Below are 13,935 nucleotides of genomic sequence, written 5' to 3'. Positions count from 1 at the left end.
CACACACTCGGCGATCAGCAGCCCTCTTTCTAGGCTCCATCCCATCGAGCCACGAGCCCTGCCAGCCCCATGAGCCGCCTGAGCCTCTACCCCGACACCGCCAGCGCCGATCAGCCCGCCGAGCTGATCCTGGACAGTGAGGATCCTGCGGTGATCGCCCAGGCCCTGGGCGAGCGGGGGCTGGGCTTCGAGCGTTGGCCGCTCAGGCCTGAGTTGCCGCCGGATGCCGACAGCTCGGCCGTGTTGGAGGCCTACGCCGAGGAGATCGCCCGGGTTCAGGCCCGGGGCACCTACCCCACGGTCGATGCGATCCGGCTGGGCCCAGGCCACCCCGATCGGGTGGCCCTGCGCCGGAAGTTCCTCTCCGAGCACACCCACGCGGAGGACGAGGTGCGCTTCTTCGTGGAGGGCCGCGGCCTGTTCGTGATTCACATCAAGGGCGAGGTGCTGCAGGTGCTGTGCGAGCAGGGGGATTTCCTGCAGGTGCCCGCCGGCACCCGCCACTGGTTCGACATGGGAAGCGCACCGCGCTTCACCGCACTCCGCTTCTTCGACAACCCCGAGGGCTGGGTGGCCAGCTTCACGGGCGACCCGATCGCCGAGCACTACCCGCTGCTGGATTGAAACGTCAGTTGCTCAGCGCCGGCAGGCCGGCGGGGGGGAGCACCAGCAGCTGTCCCAGTTCCGCCTCCATCTGCCGACGGAAGAGCTGCCATTGGGGCGAGGTGAGCACATCCCGGGTCAGGGCTGCCGCAAGCCGTTGGCTGGCCAGCACGTCGCTGGGGTAGTGCACACCGCAGTAGGTGCGGGAATAGCCCCCCTGCAGTGCGGTGTCCAGGAGCCGCTCGCGTCTCTGGGGCAGCAGATCCGCCAGAAGCAGTCCCGCGGCCGCATACCAGGTGGCATGGCCGCTGGGGAACGAGAAGGAGTTCTCGGGCGGCAGGCAGGGTCTGAATTCCCCATGGCTCACGTAGGGCCGGGGCCTAGCCAAGGAATCCTTGAGCTGGTCCTTCACCTGATCAATCCGCTTCAGGAAGGTGGGCAGACCCGCCGAGAGGGTGGGAGCCGTCTTGAGCAGATCGGCGCCGATGGCGGCATCAAAAGAACTGAGGCTCAGGGAGAGAAAGCGCCAGCTATGGAGCACGCCGGTTGAGGTGCGGGTGCGTTCGTTCCAGCGAAGAATCGCCAGGTCTGCCTCCTCCTCCTTGCTGCCGGTGGTGGGGGGGCGGCCGATCACCGCCCGGTAGCGCTCCGCAGGCAACAGGAGGCCGGCAGCGGGATCGACGGGTGCACCCGCTTCCTTGGCCCAACCGGGGTTCGAGGTCCCCAGCGGCGCCAGGGCCAGCGCCATGGCAACCACGGGAGTGAGAAGAGGAAAGTGGCTCATGGAATCAGCTGTGCATGCGGGGGTGCGGGTGAAGCGAGGCCACAAGGGCGGATTCCAGATCCGCCAGCTCCTCCAGCCTGGCCGACACCACTGGCCGCGGCCAGCGCCGCTCGCACAGGAGCCAGTAGAGGCCGAAGTGGCGGGCTTCGCTGGCGAGCAGATCCCCCCAAAGGTCAGCGAGTTCCTGCTCGGGGCTGTGGCGGGCCAGCAGGGCCAGGCGCTCGTGGCTGCGGGGTTCGATCAGACCGGCCACGAGGAAGGAATCCAGCATGCGCTGGGGCTCCTGGCGCCGCACCTGGGCGGTCAGGGCTGCTCCGTAGGGGGGCGCGGCCAGGGGTCGCATCGCGACACCCCGCCGTTGCAGCAGGGCCAGCACCCGCTCGAAATGCTCCAGCTCCTCCCGCGCCAGGGGGCTGAGGGCCGCAGCGAGGGTTTCGTCGGAGGGGTAACGGAACATCAGCTGCAGGGCCACGCCGGCCGCCTTGCGCTCGCAGTGGGCGTGGTCGATCAGCACCGTGTCAGGGTCGGCCAGGGCCTGCTCCAGCCAGGCAGGGGAGCTGGGCTGCTTCAGCCAGCGAACCCGCACCAGCGGGGACGGCAATGGTTCTGGAACCTGGGTCACGGTCATGGCCGCGCCCGCAGGTGATCCACCAGGCCCTCCAGGGCCAGGCGGTAGCTGGTGGGGCCGAAACCGCAGATCACCCCCAAGGCCTTGTCTGCGAGGGTGGAGGTGTGGCGGAAGGACTCCCGGGCGTGGGTGTTGCTCAGGTGCAGCTCCACAAAGGGCACGGCCGCCGCCAGCAGGGCATCGCGCAGGGCGATCGACGTGTGGGTGAAAGCCCCGGCGTTGATCAGGATTCCGGCGCTCTCCTGGCCGGCCTGCTGGATCCGGTCAACCAGGTCCCCCTCATGGTTGCTCTGGAAGCAGCTGAGGGCGACACCCAGTTCCAGAGCCCGCTGCTGAAGGCTTTCGTTGATCTGATCCAGGCTGGTGGTGCCGTAGAGGCCGGGCTCGCGGCGGCCCAGCAGATTCAGGTTGGGGCCGTGCAGCACGAGCAAATGCATGGGGGAGGTTGGCTGGTAAGTTGTCGAGGTGTGGTGCGGGTCGGTGCCCGAGTGGTTAATGGGGGCGGACTGTAAATCCGCTGGCTTCGCCTACGTTGGTTCAAATCCAACCCGGCCCACCTTCCACATGCCCTTGTAGCTCAGCGGTAGAGCACTCCCTTGGTAAGGGAGAGGTCACGAGTTCAAGTCTCGTCAAGGGCTTCTCCAGCATGGCCCAAGACGACCAATTGCGGCGTCCAGCGTTATTGCCAATTCAGGCAGTTTGATCATCTTTGCAACCGTGATCCTGTCATTGGATCAATCATTCCATCTGCTTCACCCCCGACAATCTGATCTGGGTGATCCGGCCCGGGCAATCCCAGGCGCCATTCCCATCCAGACACTGGTGAAGAGCAACTGGTCGTGATTTTTGGGCTCGCGGGTTTCCTGCCCAGGCTTGCTCGCCATCTCGATGGCATCCGACCCGAAGGACGCGTCAGAGTGGCTTCATTCGGCCCCATCCACCCCCGATGACCGTCGCCCCTGCCCCGTTGCCGGCCATCGAGGTCTTGCGGGAGCCATTCCGCAGCGGCAGCAGCAGGCCTCGCGCCTGGCGTCTGCAGCAACTCCAGCGGATCGAGACCCTGCTCGGCGCCTGTGAGCAGGAGGTTCTCGAAGCCCTGGCCGCCGATCTGGGCAAGCCGCCGGTGGAGGCCTACTTCGAACTGGTGGCCGTCAAGCAGGAGCTCAGGCTGGCCCAGCGCCAGCTGCGGCGCTGGATGGCGCCCCGGCCCGTCAACCTGCCCCTGTCCCAACGACCCGGCCGCGCACAGCTGATCGCCGAGCCCCTCGGTTGCGTGCTGATCATCGGCCCCTGGAACTACCCGTTCTCGCTCACGCTGCAACCCCTGGTCAGCGCCCTGGCGGCCGGCAACACGGCAGTGCTCAAGCCCTCCGAGCACGCCCCCCGCACCTCGGCCCTGATCAGCGAACTCGTGGACCGGTATTTCGATCCTTCGGTGGTGGCCGTGGTGGAAGGGGATGGCGCCGTGGCCGCCGAGCTGCTGGAGCTGCCGTTCGATCACATCTTCTTCACCGGCGGTGGCCGCGTCGGTCGCCTGGTGATGGCCGCCGCCGCTCGGCACCTCACCCCGGTCACCCTGGAGCTGGGCGGCAAGAGCCCCGCCATCGTCCTGGCCGATGCCGACCTGGCCGTGACGGCACGGCGGATCGCCTGGGGTAAAGGGCTCAATGCCGGTCAGACCTGCATCGCCCCTGACCACCTGCTGGTGGAGGAAGCGGTGCGGCCCGCCCTGATCGCGGCCCTGCAGGCGGAGTTCCTGCGGGCCTACGGCAGCGATCCGCTCCAGTCGGCTGATCTGGCCCGGATCGTCAACCGCGCCCAGTTCGATCGCCTCTCGGCCCTTCTGGAGGGGGCACGGCAGCGGGGCCAGATCCTCGCTGGCGGCCAGAGCGATGCCGCCAGCCTGCGGATCGCCCCGACCCTGCTGGCCGTGGAGCGCACCGACGACCCCCTGATGGCGGAGGAACTGTTCGGCCCCCTGCTGCCGGTGCTGGGCATCGGGTCGCTGGAGGAGGCGATCCGCCGCATCCGCTCTGGCCCCAAACCCCTGGCGCTTTACCTGTTCGGCCGCAGCGCCGCCGCCCAGGAGGCGGTCCTGGCTGGCACCAGCTCCGGTGGGGTCTGCTTCAACGATGTGGTGATGCAGGTGGGCGTGCCGGAACTCCCTTTCGGCGGGATCGGCGCAAGCGGCATGGGGACCTACCACGGCAAGGCCGGCTTCGACACCTTCTCGCACCAACGCAGCGTGCTGCGGCGACCGTTCCGGCTCGATCTGCCCTTCCGCTACCCCCCCTACGGCGACCGGCTCGGCCTGATCAAGCGTTTGCTGGGCTGAAGCCCCAGGGGGACTGGCGCATCGGGTGGTTCTCCTTATGGTTCAACCAATCCGCCCACCGCCATCCATGCGTCGTTCCCTCGCCGCCCTGGTTCTTGCCCTGGTGCTGCCGCTGCCAACCATGGCCGCCGAGCAGTACGTGGTGAAGCCGGGTGAAACGCTCTCCGAAATCGCCGAACGCCAGGGCGTTTCCACCTCTCGCCTGATGCAACTGAACGGCATCAAGGACGCCGACCTGGTAGTCACCGGCACCCGGCTTCGGTTGCCTGGTTCTCAGCCCTCAGCCGAGGCCCGATCCGGCCGGGGGAACTACACGGTCAAACCGGGCGAAACCCTCTCAGAGATCGCCGAGAGCCAGGGCATCTCCCTCAAGCGGCTGATGGATCTCAACGGCATCCAGCAGGCCGATCACGTCGAAGCGGGCAGCCGCATCGTGGTGCCGGGAGCTCCGGGAAGCTCCGTCCCAGCCAAGCCGGCGGTGGTGAACAGGAACGCCCGCGAGCATGTGGTCCAGCCGGGTGAAACGCTCTCGGGCATTGCCGATCGCTACGGCATCCCGATGAGCCAGCTGGTGGCATCCAACGCCATCACCAGCCCGAACCACGTTGAAGCTGGCACCCGCCTGGCCCTGCGCTCCAGCGCCGCCACCAGCCAGCCAGCGCCAGCTAAACCAGCCAAGCCAGCCAAGCCAGCCATCCAACCATCGCCCAAATCAGTGAGCCAACCGGCGGCCAAAGCGGTGAGCAAACCGATGGCCAAGCCTGCGGCCCCAGCGGCGGCAAACCCGGTGGTCGCCGAAAAACCGGCATCAGGCGGTGCCCCGGACTGGCGCTCCTATGGGCCCCTCCAGGTGGATTTCGCCAATTGGCAACCGCTGGGCGGCAGCCAGGTGGCCCCGGCCCTGAACAGCAAAGGTCAGCAGATCTTCCTGGCCGTGAACTGTGGGGCCAGGAAGCTGAACAGCACCGGAGAGGCCGGCACCTGGAAGAGCTGGGATCAGCCCCAGAGCGACTTCGAAGAGCGGTTGATGGTCGACGCCTGCAAGGCGCCGGCCGGTTGAGCCGCCTGACGATCAGGCCGCCCAGCGCAAGGGCCAGGGCTGCTGCAGATAGCGGCGTCCGGCCGAGCGCAGCCAGAGGCGCTGGCTGCCGTCATCGCTTTCGCTGATCAGTTCCTCCTGCACCAGCCGCCGGGCCAGCCAGCCCCAGCGGTCTTCCTCGCTGGCGTCTTCATCGGCCAGGTCGTCGGCCAAGCGCCGCAGGTCCAGGCCGCTGCGCTGCTCCAAAGTCGCCAACACCTGGGCCGCCTGTTCTGACCAGTCGGTGGGGCGGCGTAGGCCCAGGCAGTTGTCACAGCGGCCACAGGGAGCCACTAGCTCGCCAACGCTGAGCAGGAGGGTCTGCTCACGGCAGGCTGACCCTTCCGCCACCGCCTCCATGCGGCGGAGCTGCTGCTGGGCCAGCTCGAGTCGATGGCGTTCCTGCTCCTGAACCTCGGCGGGCAACTGCCGCACCGAAGCCCGCATCGCCCAGCCCAGGGCGGTGCGATCGGCGGGATCAAACAGCACCAGGCACCCCGCCGGCAAGCCATCCCGTCCGGCCCGGCCTGATTCCTGCAGGTATCCCTCGGCGCTTGCTGGCAGATCGAGGTGCAGCACCACCCCCACGTCGGCGCGATCCACCCCCATGCCGAAGGCCACCGTGGCCACCAGTACCGGCTTGGGATGGTGCTGGAAATGCTCCAGGGCCAACAGGCGGCTCTCCGGGTCCATGCCGGCGTGATACGCAATCGCCGCCGCCCCCGCCCCCGCCAGCCGCACCGCCCAGGCCTCCACCGAGCGGCGGGTGCGGGCATAGATCAGCACAGCCCCCCTGGCACCAGCCACTGTGTCCAGCAACAGGGGCAAGGGATCCTGGGGACGGCGTCGCATGGTGTAGGAGAGATTTGAACGCCGTGCCGAGCGCACCTGAACCAGCGGGCGCCGCAACTGCAGCAGCCGAATGATGTCGGCCCGGACCCGGGGCGCCGCCGTGGCGCTCAGCGCCACCAAGGGAACGCCAGGACACTGGCTGCGCAGTTGGCCCAGGCGGCGATAATCCGGCCGGAAATCATGGCCCCAGGCGCTGATGCAATGGGCTTCATCCACCGCCAGGGCCACCAGGCGCCCCTGCTCCAGCACGTCGTCGAGCAGTTGGCGGGTGGCCTCGGCCTGGAGCCGCTCAGGAGCCAGGTAGAGCAGGCGTAGCCGGTTCTCCCCCAGACGCCGCAACAGCGCTCGACGCGAGGCGGTGTCGAGCCCCCCATGCAGGCAGGCCGCCGGAATGCCACGGCGTTGCAGCTGGCTCACCTGGTCCTGCATCAGGGCCACCAGGGGCGAGATCACCAGAACCAGCCCTTCACGCACCATGGCCGGCAGCTGGTAGCAGAGGGACTTCCCGCCACCGGTGGGCAGGACCGCCAGGCAGTCCTGGCCGGCCAGCAGGGCCTCGACCACCGGCCGCTGACCCGGCCGGAACGCGGACCAGCCGAAGTGGCTCTCCAGGGCAGCCTCAAGCGGTTCCGGCCTCAAACGCACCACAGCCCTGGGGTGCAGCGACCCTAATGCCACCAGATCTGGCGTTCAGGGCAAGGGCGGTGCCTCCAGCTGATCCGCACTCTCCTCGACCAGCTGCAGCCGCACCCGCTTGCCGCCGGCCAGCTCCCCGAGCGACACCCTCAGGGTGCTGCCGCTCAGGCTCTGGAGCACGGTGAGCAGGTCGCGCAGGTGGGGAGTGCTGCTGCCACTTTCCACCCAGAGGCGCTCCTGCAGCCCCCCCAGCCGCCGCCAGCCGGTGTGGAGCTTGAGCACGGCGCTCTCGATCTGCTGGGCCTGGCCCACGGCGTCCGCCAACAGCCCCAGGGCATCAAGGCGCTGGGCTTCCTGGAGAGCCTTCTCCAGGTTGAGCTTCCCCTGCTGAAGGGCCCGCACCGCCGCCCCCGCCTCGGCGGCCCTGCTCAACCAGCGGGCCGTGTGGGTCACGTCCTTGACCCGCTCCAGCTCGGGCTCCTCCCGCAGGGCCCGGCGCAGATCGTCCTGCTGCGCTAAAGGAAGCTTGGCCAGCTCCCGCACCAACGGGGCCACGGCCCTCGGCGGCAGCAGGTTCTCCTGGGTGCGCTGGCGGATCTCCTCCGGCAGCAGGGGGCTGGTGGCGGCGGTGAACTCGTCGGTGAGGCGCCGCACCTGCTTGCGGGTGATCTGCTGGCCGTCGTTGGCCGCCTCGCTGATCATCAGCTGCACCTCCACCTCGGCCTGGGCCGTTTCCAGGAAGGCCCGCTTCGAGAAGTTGTTGACGCTGGTGGCCTCCAGCATTCCCTCCCCCACGAGATTTTCTGCCGACTCCGCCAATTGGATCAGGCCGTAGGCGCGGCTCTTGCTGATCTCCCGTTCCCGCAGCCACTGCAGGAAACCCGTGCCCCGCCCCTCGCCCCCCCGTTTCTCCCGATCCCGGACGGAGGCAAGGATCCTGCCGCGCCAGATCTCCGTCTGCAGGTCGAAGCGGTCACAGACCGCCCAGGCCTCCTCCAACCGGGCCAGGAACTCGACCGTGCTGATGTCGTCGCGGTCGGGATCCGGCAGTTCCAGGCTGAGGACGGGTGCCTGCATCGACGGCCATGGGCAAGGACAGCGATCGTGCCACGCAGCGGCGGCGACGATTCGTGACATGCCTGCTCTGCCGCGGCCATGCCGCGGGTATCTTCCGAATCGAAGTCCCCCTCATCAGCGCAGCGATGGCCATTTCCCGCGGCGACAAGGTGCGCATCAAGCGTCCTGAGTCCTACTGGTTCAACGACGTGGGCACCGTGGCCTCCGTCGACACCTCCGGCATCAAGTACCCCGTGGTGGTGCGCTTCGAGAAAGTGAACTACACCGGGTTCAGCGGCACCGATGGCGGCATCAACACCAACAATTTCGCCGAATTCGAGCTCGTCAAGGCCTGATCCCCCCAAGTTGACGGGAGCTCACCCTCCATGCTGTTCGGCTTGGGACGCTGGTCCCCAAGCCAAACCGTGTCTTGCCTGAGCTCCCAGAAGTCGAAACTGTCCGGCGTGGTCTGGAGCTGCACCTCCGCCAGTTCCAGATCCATCGCATTGAGGTGCTTCGGGAGCGGGCCATCGCCGCCCCTGCCCAAAGCGCCCATTTCTGTGCTGCCCTGTGCGGCTGCCAGGTGGGAGCCTGGCAACGGCGCGGCAAGTACCTCTATGCCGCCCTGCAGCGCCAAGGAGTCCCGGCTGGGTCCTTGGGCGTTCACCTGCGCATGACGGGCCAGTTCCTCTGGCTTGAGTCTCCCCGGGAGCCTTGCCCCCACACGCGGGTCCGCTTCTGGAACAGGAACGGCCAGGAGTTGCGCTTCGTCGACATCCGCAGCTTCGGCCAGATGTGGTGGGTGCCGCCAGGAGTGGTGATCGAATCGGTGATCACGGGACTGGGCCGGTTGGGGCCTGAGCCCTTCAGCCCGGACTTCAACGCCAGCTACCTGCAGAGCCGCTTGAAAGGATCGATCCGCCCGATCAAGAACGCCCTACTCGACCAGGGATTGCTTGCTGGGGTCGGAAACATCTATGCCGATGAAGCCCTGTTCGCCGCAGGGATCCATCCACACCAGCCCAGCGGCCGGCTGTCGCTGCAGACACTCGAGGCGCTGTGCCAGGCGGTCGTGCAGGTGCTGGAGGTCAGCATCGGCTCCGGTGGCACCACCTTCAGTGACTTCCGTGACCTCACCGGAAGCAACGGCAACTATGGGGGCGTCGCCTGGGTGTACCGCCGTGGCGGTGCTCCCTGCCGCCGCTGCGGCTCGACAATCCAACGGGATCGCCTCGCTGGCCGGAGCACCCACTGGTGTCCGAGCTGCCAGCATTGAGCACTTGCCACACTGCAATGCCCCATCCAGGCCATACAGCCCCAGCCGCAGAAAGCCTCGGCCAAGCCCTGATCGCCACGATGGGGGCCCTTCATGCCCGCGGCTGGTGTGATGGTACGGGCGGCAACTTCAGTTGCGTGCTCCAAAGCGATCCCTTGCAGCTGCTGATGGCACCCAGCGGCGTCGACAAAGGATCCGTTCGGCCGGAGCAGCTGATCGTGGTGGACGAGAATAGCGTTGTGGTGCAGGGTATCGGCCGTGCCAGTGCCGAGACCCTGCTGCATCTGGAAATCGTGCGCAGCTGTGGGGCGGGGGCCGTCCTGCACACCCATTCCCAGGCCGCGACCCTGCTCTCCAGCCGAGCACTTCAGGCAGAAGCGCTCGGCCGGGGGGCTTCGGGTTCGGCGATGGCGAGCCATCTGGGCCTGGAGGGACTGGAGATGCTGAAGGGGCTCGAAGGGGTCACGACCAATCAGGCGCGGATCGCCATTCCTGTTCTCTCCAATGACCAGGACCTGGCCCGATTGAGTAAGGCGGCTTCAGATCATCTGGCGGAGGCCCCGCAGGGGTTGCTGATCGGCGGCCATGGCCTCTATGCCTGGGGCAAGGACCTGTTCAGCGCCAAGCGCCATCTGGAAGTGCTTGAGTTTCTGCTGGAGCAGCATTGGCGCACCTGGCAGATGGAGATGTTGAGCAATCTTGTTGATCAGCGGGCCGTCCGGTTCCATGGCTGAGAGCATCACCCACGTCCTGCTGGACATCGAGGGAACGACCTGCCCCGTTGATTTCGTCGCGAACACCCTCTTCCCCTACGCCAGCACCCATCTGAAGGCTTACATGCTCTCCCATGGCCATGAAGCCCCAGTGGAGGCCCTGCTGCAGGAAGTTCGAGAGGCCTGGCGACTCGATCACAAACCCCCGGCCCCAGCCGCCGGAGCAACGAACGTACTGATGATCCAAAACCCTGGGGTCGAGGCGTTGGCGGATTACCTGATCAAGCTGATCGAACAGGACCGCAAGCTGCCCGCCCTGAAGGAACTGCAGGGGCTGGTGTGGGAAGAGGGCTACAGCCATGGCGCCATCCAAGCTCCACTCTTCCCCGAGGTGACGACATGCCTCCAACAATGGCGGCAGCAGGGCCTTGTCCTGGGGGCCTATTCGTCAGGGTCGGTGACGGCGCAACAACTTCTCTATGGTCACACTCTTCGCGGTGACCTGCGTCCACTGTTCAGTGCGTGGTTTGACACGCGAACTGGAGCAAAACAATCATCTTCAAGCTATCGAAGGATTTCAGAGATTATGGGTGCAGAACCAGCATCAGTTCTGTTCGTCAGTGATTCATGCCCTGAACTCACCGCAGCCCATGGGGCTGGCATGGAGGTGGCCTTCAGCGATCGAGAAGGAAATCCCAACCGAGAGGCGAAGGGATTTCCGCGAATCACAAGCCTTGAGCAACTGTCACCGATGCTGCTGGGAAGACGATCCCCCCGATAAGGCCTCGGAATAAAGTCAACCACGCTGGATGTCAGTCAGGAGCAGGCAATCGGGCACGAGTCCTACCATCAACATCCCATCAACGAGAACAAAAGCAAGCCCGATAGCCTATGCTCGTAGCCCTGGGGCCATTGGCATCCTCAGCGGCCTGTCGCCAGCGGGCAACCTGTTTGGGGTAGAGGTCCCTCTCACTGCAGAAGGCGCCCAGATCCGTGCCGCTCAGGCCAGAGGCCTGTATCACGGCCGCCAGGTTGTCAGCAGCGCTCCACTGCTGCGGAAGCTTGGTGGTGGCCGGCACCAGCTGACCCTGTTTCTACAACTGGCTGCGCCATTTGTAGAGCGTTTGGGTGGTAATCCCGGTGGAGCGGGCCATCTCGGCGACGCACTCCCGGTTGGGCGGGCTCATGCGCTTGCTGATCGCATCCCGCACAGCGGTGTCATAGGTCGGTTTCATGGTCGTCGGTTTGGCCCCCTGGCGGATGGGTCAGACCGAGCGGACAACTTTTCTGACGCTGGGCTCTTGACACCACTTGCTTTCCTCTTTCTCTTCCTGGTGTGTGTTACTGCCATGAAGTTGGTCGAGAAGCCTGGCATTTTGCTTGGGAGGCGAGTCCTGAGATTGCTGCGAGCCAAGGATTAACTGAATTCGTATGCCAGCTCATGATCTTGCGACCAGTCCTGGGCGTGCTTTGGTGGATGTTAAGCGAGGTATCTGGGCACCTGATCTGCAACTTTCCATTGCATGGACACGCTTGGTCCACGGAAACATAAGTAGAATTTCACCGAGAATGCTGATAGAAAGGCACTTTGTATCAACTGAGGTGCGCCCTACGGTGGGGAATCCTGAGGTGGGCCTGTGCCCCGCCTCAGAGGTTAACGACGGCCCTGGTCACAACACCCCGACACCCTCACTCTATATTGTTCTAGCCATAGTGATTCAACTCCCAGGGGTACCTATGACAAATGGATGCCCACCTCTATTTATTTTGTGCGCTCCTCGCTCCTTCACATCGCTCTTGGCGGCCATGCTTGGCCAGCACCCGGAGGCCTACGGTGTCCCTGAGCTCAACCTGTTTGTGGAGGACACGCTACAGGAAATGGTCGGCGCCATGACCGATGTCTACGCCATTCAGCTGCACGGTCTGCTGCGCACCGTGGCCGAGCTCTATGCAGGAGAACAGACCATAGATGCCATAGATATGGCACACCGCTGGATTGTCAAGCGCATTGACATGACTACTGGAGAGATTTACAAAGAGCTTTGCCGCCGGGTGGCGCCGCTGCGCATCGTCGATAAAAGCCCCGCCAATTCTGCCACTTTAAGGCGGCTTGAGCGTATTAGCCAGGCTTTCCCAGATGCCTGCTACTTGCACCTGATTCGCCATCCCTTTGATATGAGCAAATCTCTGATGAATCTTCAAGGAGGCCAGATCATGGCCACCTTAACTAACTCCATCGATCATTCCCAGGGCTATGAGGTGCTAGATCCACAAATTCTCTGGTATCGGCTCAATCGAACCGTCTGTGACTTTTTGGCAACCGTCTCCGATCGACAACAAATGAAACTCAGAGGCGAGGATCTTCTCAACGACCCAAAACAATATCTACAGCTTATTTGTCAATGGTTGGGGTGGTCATGGCATGATTCTGCTTACGAGGCCATGCTGCATCCTGATGATTCAGTGTATGCACGGTTTGGCCCCTTTGGTGCTCAGCTTGGGAATGACCCCAACTTTCTTAAATCACCTATTTTTAAACAGAGGCATGTATCAACCGGCAGTCTTTTGGGTGCCTTGCCTTGGAGACCCGACAATCAGGGGTTTTTCCCTCACGTGATCGAGCTGGCTAATAGTTTTGGCTATGAATAGTCATACGAATATACATGAATGCCATCAATCTAGCCACCATAATAAGGGAGGCCAGGTGCCAGGGAGACCCTGGAAAATCCCGCCTTCTCACGCGAACATACTTGAGTGATCGCAGGAATGAATGGACTGGGTTCATGGGCGGCAAGCAGTTTGGGTTTGGTGATTACGAGCAGACCACGGTCCGGAAGCGCACCCGACGCGTGCGGTTTCTCGGCGAGATGGAGGCCGTTGTGCCTAGAAAGCCACTGATCAATCTGATCGAACCCGACTACCCCAAGACCTGCTCCAAGGGCGGTCGCTCGGCCTACCCGCATGGAGACCATGCTCCGGGTCGCTCTGATGAAGCAGTGGTATGACCTCTGCGATCCAGCCATGGAGGATGCGCTGATTGAGGTGCCGACGATGCGTCGGTTCGCGGGGATCGACTTGATCAGGGAGCGGATCACGGATGAGACCACGATCCTGACGTTCCGCCACCTGTTGGAGACGCACAATCTCGGTGAGCAGATCTACTGCTGCGCAGAAGACTTCGTCTATGAGACGGTGAAGGCCCATATTAAAGCCAACGGCATGGCCATGAAGCAAGGCACGCAATGCGCCCTCTTAAGGAGTTGACACAAGGGCACCTCGAAAACTTTAAAAAAACCGCAAAGTCCAGCAAGACCCGCAAGTAGACGTGCTGCAGACGGATGAATCCTGTCTGGGTCCCAGGTGAGACTGGCTGATGCTTGGCTATTGTTCGAGGTGACCAAAAGGCAAATCTGGCTGTATCTCAACAAATGTTTGAAGTCTGGAGGCAAAGAATCGCGGCCTGGCACGTCGCTGAACGAGAGGCCCCAACGATCGCTGCAGAATTAGTGACCCAGGCATTTCTGAAGGAGCGGATCATCAAGCGCAGCGAGCTGCCGCTCATCCTCCACGCCCACTACGGCAACGGCATGGGCACCGCCGCGCTGGCGGGCTGGCTCAAGGAACATGGCCTTCTGAGGTCGTACTCAGAGCAGCGCATGTTCAACGACGATCCCCACTCGGATACGCTGCTCAGCACTGAGAAGTGTTGGTAAGATTGCCCCAACAGACTATTTTGCTACATATTAGAAGCAATCTATAGGTGGCAGCCTTTTGGAGTGATACAAGCATCGGCACCGCTCAGTGGCATCAAGTTCGTGACGCCTAACCAGCGCTACGGCGGCCAAACCCCCCGGGTTCAGGAAAGATGTCACCCCTTTCATCCGTACACCCGGGGGCTTGAGGAGATGACCGATGCGTCGCTACAGCGAGGCCGTCAAGGCTGATGTGAGAAGGCGGATGAGCCCGCCGCACAG

At 64.3% G+C, this 13,935-nt stretch carries 16 protein-coding genes and 2 tRNA genes; 12 read left to right on the top strand and 6 right to left on the bottom strand.

Annotated elements, in window-relative coordinates; genetic code table 11:
- Positions 1-69 precede the first annotated feature (69 nt).
- Positions 70-624 carry a 1,2-dihydroxy-3-keto-5-methylthiopentene dioxygenase gene (locus tag KBY66_RS12050; RefSeq protein WP_255089802.1) on the top strand — a complete coding sequence of 185 codons (555 nt, stop codon included), beginning with the start codon at positions 70-72 and terminating at the stop codon, positions 622-624.
- Positions 625-628: 4 nt separating this feature from the next.
- Here KBY66_RS12050 and KBY66_RS12045 read toward each other — a convergent pair whose 3' ends face one another.
- Genes KBY66_RS12045 through aroQ form a run of 3 tightly spaced genes read right to left on the bottom strand, consistent with a single transcriptional unit; the run spans position 629 to position 2,452 of the window.
- A complete protein-coding gene (locus tag KBY66_RS12045) occupies positions 629-1,387 on the bottom strand; it encodes a phosphatase PAP2 family protein (RefSeq protein ID WP_255089801.1) in 759 nt (252 codons plus the stop codon).
- A gap of 4 nt (positions 1,388-1,391) precedes the next feature.
- Positions 1,392-2,009, bottom strand: a complete 618-nt coding sequence (locus KBY66_RS12040; RefSeq protein WP_255089800.1) for a tRNA-(ms[2]io[6]A)-hydroxylase — start codon at positions 2,007-2,009, stop codon at positions 1,392-1,394.
- A 2-nt stretch (positions 2,010-2,011) separates the two neighbouring features.
- Entirely contained in the window at positions 2,012-2,452 is a 441-nt protein-coding gene (aroQ, locus tag KBY66_RS12035; RefSeq protein ID WP_255089799.1) for a type II 3-dehydroquinate dehydratase, read from the bottom strand.
- Positions 2,453-2,489: 37 nt separating this feature from the next.
- On the opposite strand from aroQ, the gene KBY66_RS12030 reads away from it, so the two are divergent.
- The 4 genes from KBY66_RS12030 to KBY66_RS12015 all read left to right on the top strand — a co-directional run bounded on the left by KBY66_RS12030 (position 2,490) and on the right by KBY66_RS12015 (position 5,410).
- A tRNA-Tyr gene (locus tag KBY66_RS12030) sits at positions 2,490-2,571 on the top strand.
- 10 nt (positions 2,572-2,581) lie between these two features.
- Positions 2,582-2,653 (top strand) — tRNA-Thr (locus KBY66_RS12025).
- Between the two features lie 308 nt (positions 2,654-2,961).
- On the top strand, positions 2,962-4,350 hold the full coding sequence (locus tag KBY66_RS12020; protein ID WP_255089798.1) for an aldehyde dehydrogenase family protein: 1,389 nt from the start codon (positions 2,962-2,964) through the stop codon (positions 4,348-4,350).
- Between the two features lie 67 nt (positions 4,351-4,417).
- The gene (locus KBY66_RS12015) at positions 4,418-5,410 is read left to right on the top strand and encodes a LysM peptidoglycan-binding domain-containing protein (protein WP_255089797.1); all 993 of its coding nucleotides are present in this window, start codon (positions 4,418-4,420) and stop codon (positions 5,408-5,410) included.
- Between the two features lie 12 nt (positions 5,411-5,422).
- On the opposite strand, the gene KBY66_RS12010 is transcribed toward KBY66_RS12015, so the two are convergent.
- Both KBY66_RS12010 and KBY66_RS12005 read right to left on the bottom strand, forming a co-directional pair.
- Complete coding sequence (locus KBY66_RS12010) at positions 5,423-6,919, bottom strand: RecQ family ATP-dependent DNA helicase (protein WP_255089796.1); 1,497 nt, start codon at positions 6,917-6,919, stop codon at positions 5,423-5,425.
- A gap of 51 nt (positions 6,920-6,970) precedes the next feature.
- The gene (locus KBY66_RS12005) at positions 6,971-7,993 is read right to left on the bottom strand and encodes a hypothetical protein (RefSeq protein ID WP_255089795.1); all 1,023 of its coding nucleotides are present in this window, start codon (positions 7,991-7,993) and stop codon (positions 6,971-6,973) included.
- Positions 7,994-8,118: 125 nt separating this feature from the next.
- Between KBY66_RS12005 and KBY66_RS12000 the strand changes: the two genes are divergently transcribed.
- From KBY66_RS12000 to mtnC, 4 genes are all read left to right on the top strand, one after another.
- Complete coding sequence (locus KBY66_RS12000) at positions 8,119-8,328, top strand: photosystem I reaction center subunit IV (protein WP_255089856.1); 210 nt, start codon at positions 8,119-8,121, stop codon at positions 8,326-8,328.
- Positions 8,329-8,402: 74 nt separating this feature from the next.
- Positions 8,403-9,248 carry a DNA-formamidopyrimidine glycosylase gene (locus KBY66_RS11995; RefSeq protein ID WP_255089794.1) on the top strand — a complete coding sequence of 282 codons (846 nt, stop codon included), beginning with the start codon at positions 8,403-8,405 and terminating at the stop codon, positions 9,246-9,248.
- A gap of 17 nt (positions 9,249-9,265) precedes the next feature.
- The gene (mtnB, locus tag KBY66_RS11990) at positions 9,266-9,982 is read left to right on the top strand and encodes a methylthioribulose 1-phosphate dehydratase (protein ID WP_255089792.1); all 717 of its coding nucleotides are present in this window, start codon (positions 9,266-9,268) and stop codon (positions 9,980-9,982) included.
- On the top strand, positions 9,975-10,742 hold the full coding sequence (gene mtnC / locus KBY66_RS11985) for an acireductone synthase (RefSeq protein ID WP_255089790.1): 768 nt from the start codon (positions 9,975-9,977) through the stop codon (positions 10,740-10,742). Before mtnB ends, mtnC begins: the two co-directional genes overlap by 8 nt.
- 313 nt (positions 10,743-11,055) lie before the next feature.
- On the opposite strand, the gene KBY66_RS11980 is transcribed toward mtnC, so the two are convergent.
- Positions 11,056-11,196, bottom strand: coding sequence for a hypothetical protein (locus KBY66_RS11980; protein ID WP_255089789.1), 141 nt, complete (start codon positions 11,194-11,196; stop codon positions 11,056-11,058).
- 196 nt (positions 11,197-11,392) lie between these two features.
- Between KBY66_RS11980 and KBY66_RS11975 the strand changes: the two genes are divergently transcribed.
- The 3 genes from KBY66_RS11975 (at position 11,393) to KBY66_RS11965 (ending at position 13,674) form a co-directional block, all read left to right on the top strand.
- Positions 11,393-12,610 carry a sulfotransferase gene (locus KBY66_RS11975; RefSeq protein WP_315855509.1) on the top strand — a complete coding sequence of 406 codons (1,218 nt, stop codon included), beginning with the start codon at positions 11,393-11,395 and terminating at the stop codon, positions 12,608-12,610.
- A gap of 312 nt (positions 12,611-12,922) precedes the next feature.
- Positions 12,923-13,225, top strand: coding sequence for a transposase (locus KBY66_RS15900; RefSeq protein WP_410001005.1), 303 nt, complete (start codon positions 12,923-12,925; stop codon positions 13,223-13,225).
- 242 nt (positions 13,226-13,467) lie between these two features.
- Complete coding sequence (locus KBY66_RS11965; RefSeq protein ID WP_255089787.1) at positions 13,468-13,674, top strand: hypothetical protein; 207 nt, start codon at positions 13,468-13,470, stop codon at positions 13,672-13,674.
- Positions 13,675-13,935: the final 261 nt, after the last annotated feature.

Origin of the sequence: Synechococcus sp. Tobar12-5m-g (genome assembly GCF_024345415.1) — a bacterium.
Taxonomy (GTDB): Bacteria; Cyanobacteriota; Cyanobacteriia; order PCC-6307; family Cyanobiaceae; genus Regnicoccus.
The sequence above is the reverse complement of the archived record's forward strand: the minus strand, read 5'-3'. Positions and strand labels throughout refer to the sequence as shown.

What these genes read in the sequence shown, in the direction of transcription:
- KBY66_RS12050 (WP_255089802.1), top strand. Translation starts at nt 70, where the DNA reads ATGAGCCGCCTGAGCCTCTACCCCGACACCGCCAGCGCCGATCAGCCC.
- KBY66_RS12045 (WP_255089801.1), bottom strand. Translation starts at nt 1,387, where the DNA reads ATGAGCCACTTTCCTCTTCTCACTCCCGTGGTTGCCATGGCGCTGGCC.
- aroQ (WP_255089799.1), bottom strand. Translation starts at nt 2,452, where the DNA reads ATGCATTTGCTCGTGCTGCACGGCCCCAACCTGAATCTGCTGGGCCGC.
- KBY66_RS12020 (WP_255089798.1), top strand. Translation starts at nt 2,962, where the DNA reads ATGACCGTCGCCCCTGCCCCGTTGCCGGCCATCGAGGTCTTGCGGGAG.
- KBY66_RS12015 (WP_255089797.1), top strand. Translation starts at nt 4,418, where the DNA reads ATGCGTCGTTCCCTCGCCGCCCTGGTTCTTGCCCTGGTGCTGCCGCTG.
- KBY66_RS12005 (WP_255089795.1), bottom strand. Translation starts at nt 7,993, where the DNA reads ATGCAGGCACCCGTCCTCAGCCTGGAACTGCCGGATCCCGACCGCGAC.
- KBY66_RS12000 (WP_255089856.1), top strand. Translation starts at nt 8,119, where the DNA reads ATGGCCATTTCCCGCGGCGACAAGGTGCGCATCAAGCGTCCTGAGTCC.
- mtnB (WP_255089792.1), top strand. Translation starts at nt 9,266, where the DNA reads ATGCCCCATCCAGGCCATACAGCCCCAGCCGCAGAAAGCCTCGGCCAA.
- mtnC (WP_255089790.1), top strand. Translation starts at nt 9,975, where the DNA reads ATGGCTGAGAGCATCACCCACGTCCTGCTGGACATCGAGGGAACGACC.
- KBY66_RS11980 (WP_255089789.1), bottom strand. Translation starts at nt 11,196, where the DNA reads ATGAAACCGACCTATGACACCGCTGTGCGGGATGCGATCAGCAAGCGC.
- KBY66_RS11975 (WP_315855509.1), top strand. Translation starts at nt 11,393, where the DNA reads ATGCCAGCTCATGATCTTGCGACCAGTCCTGGGCGTGCTTTGGTGGAT.
- KBY66_RS15900 (WP_410001005.1), top strand. Translation starts at nt 12,923, where the DNA reads ATGGAGACCATGCTCCGGGTCGCTCTGATGAAGCAGTGGTATGACCTC.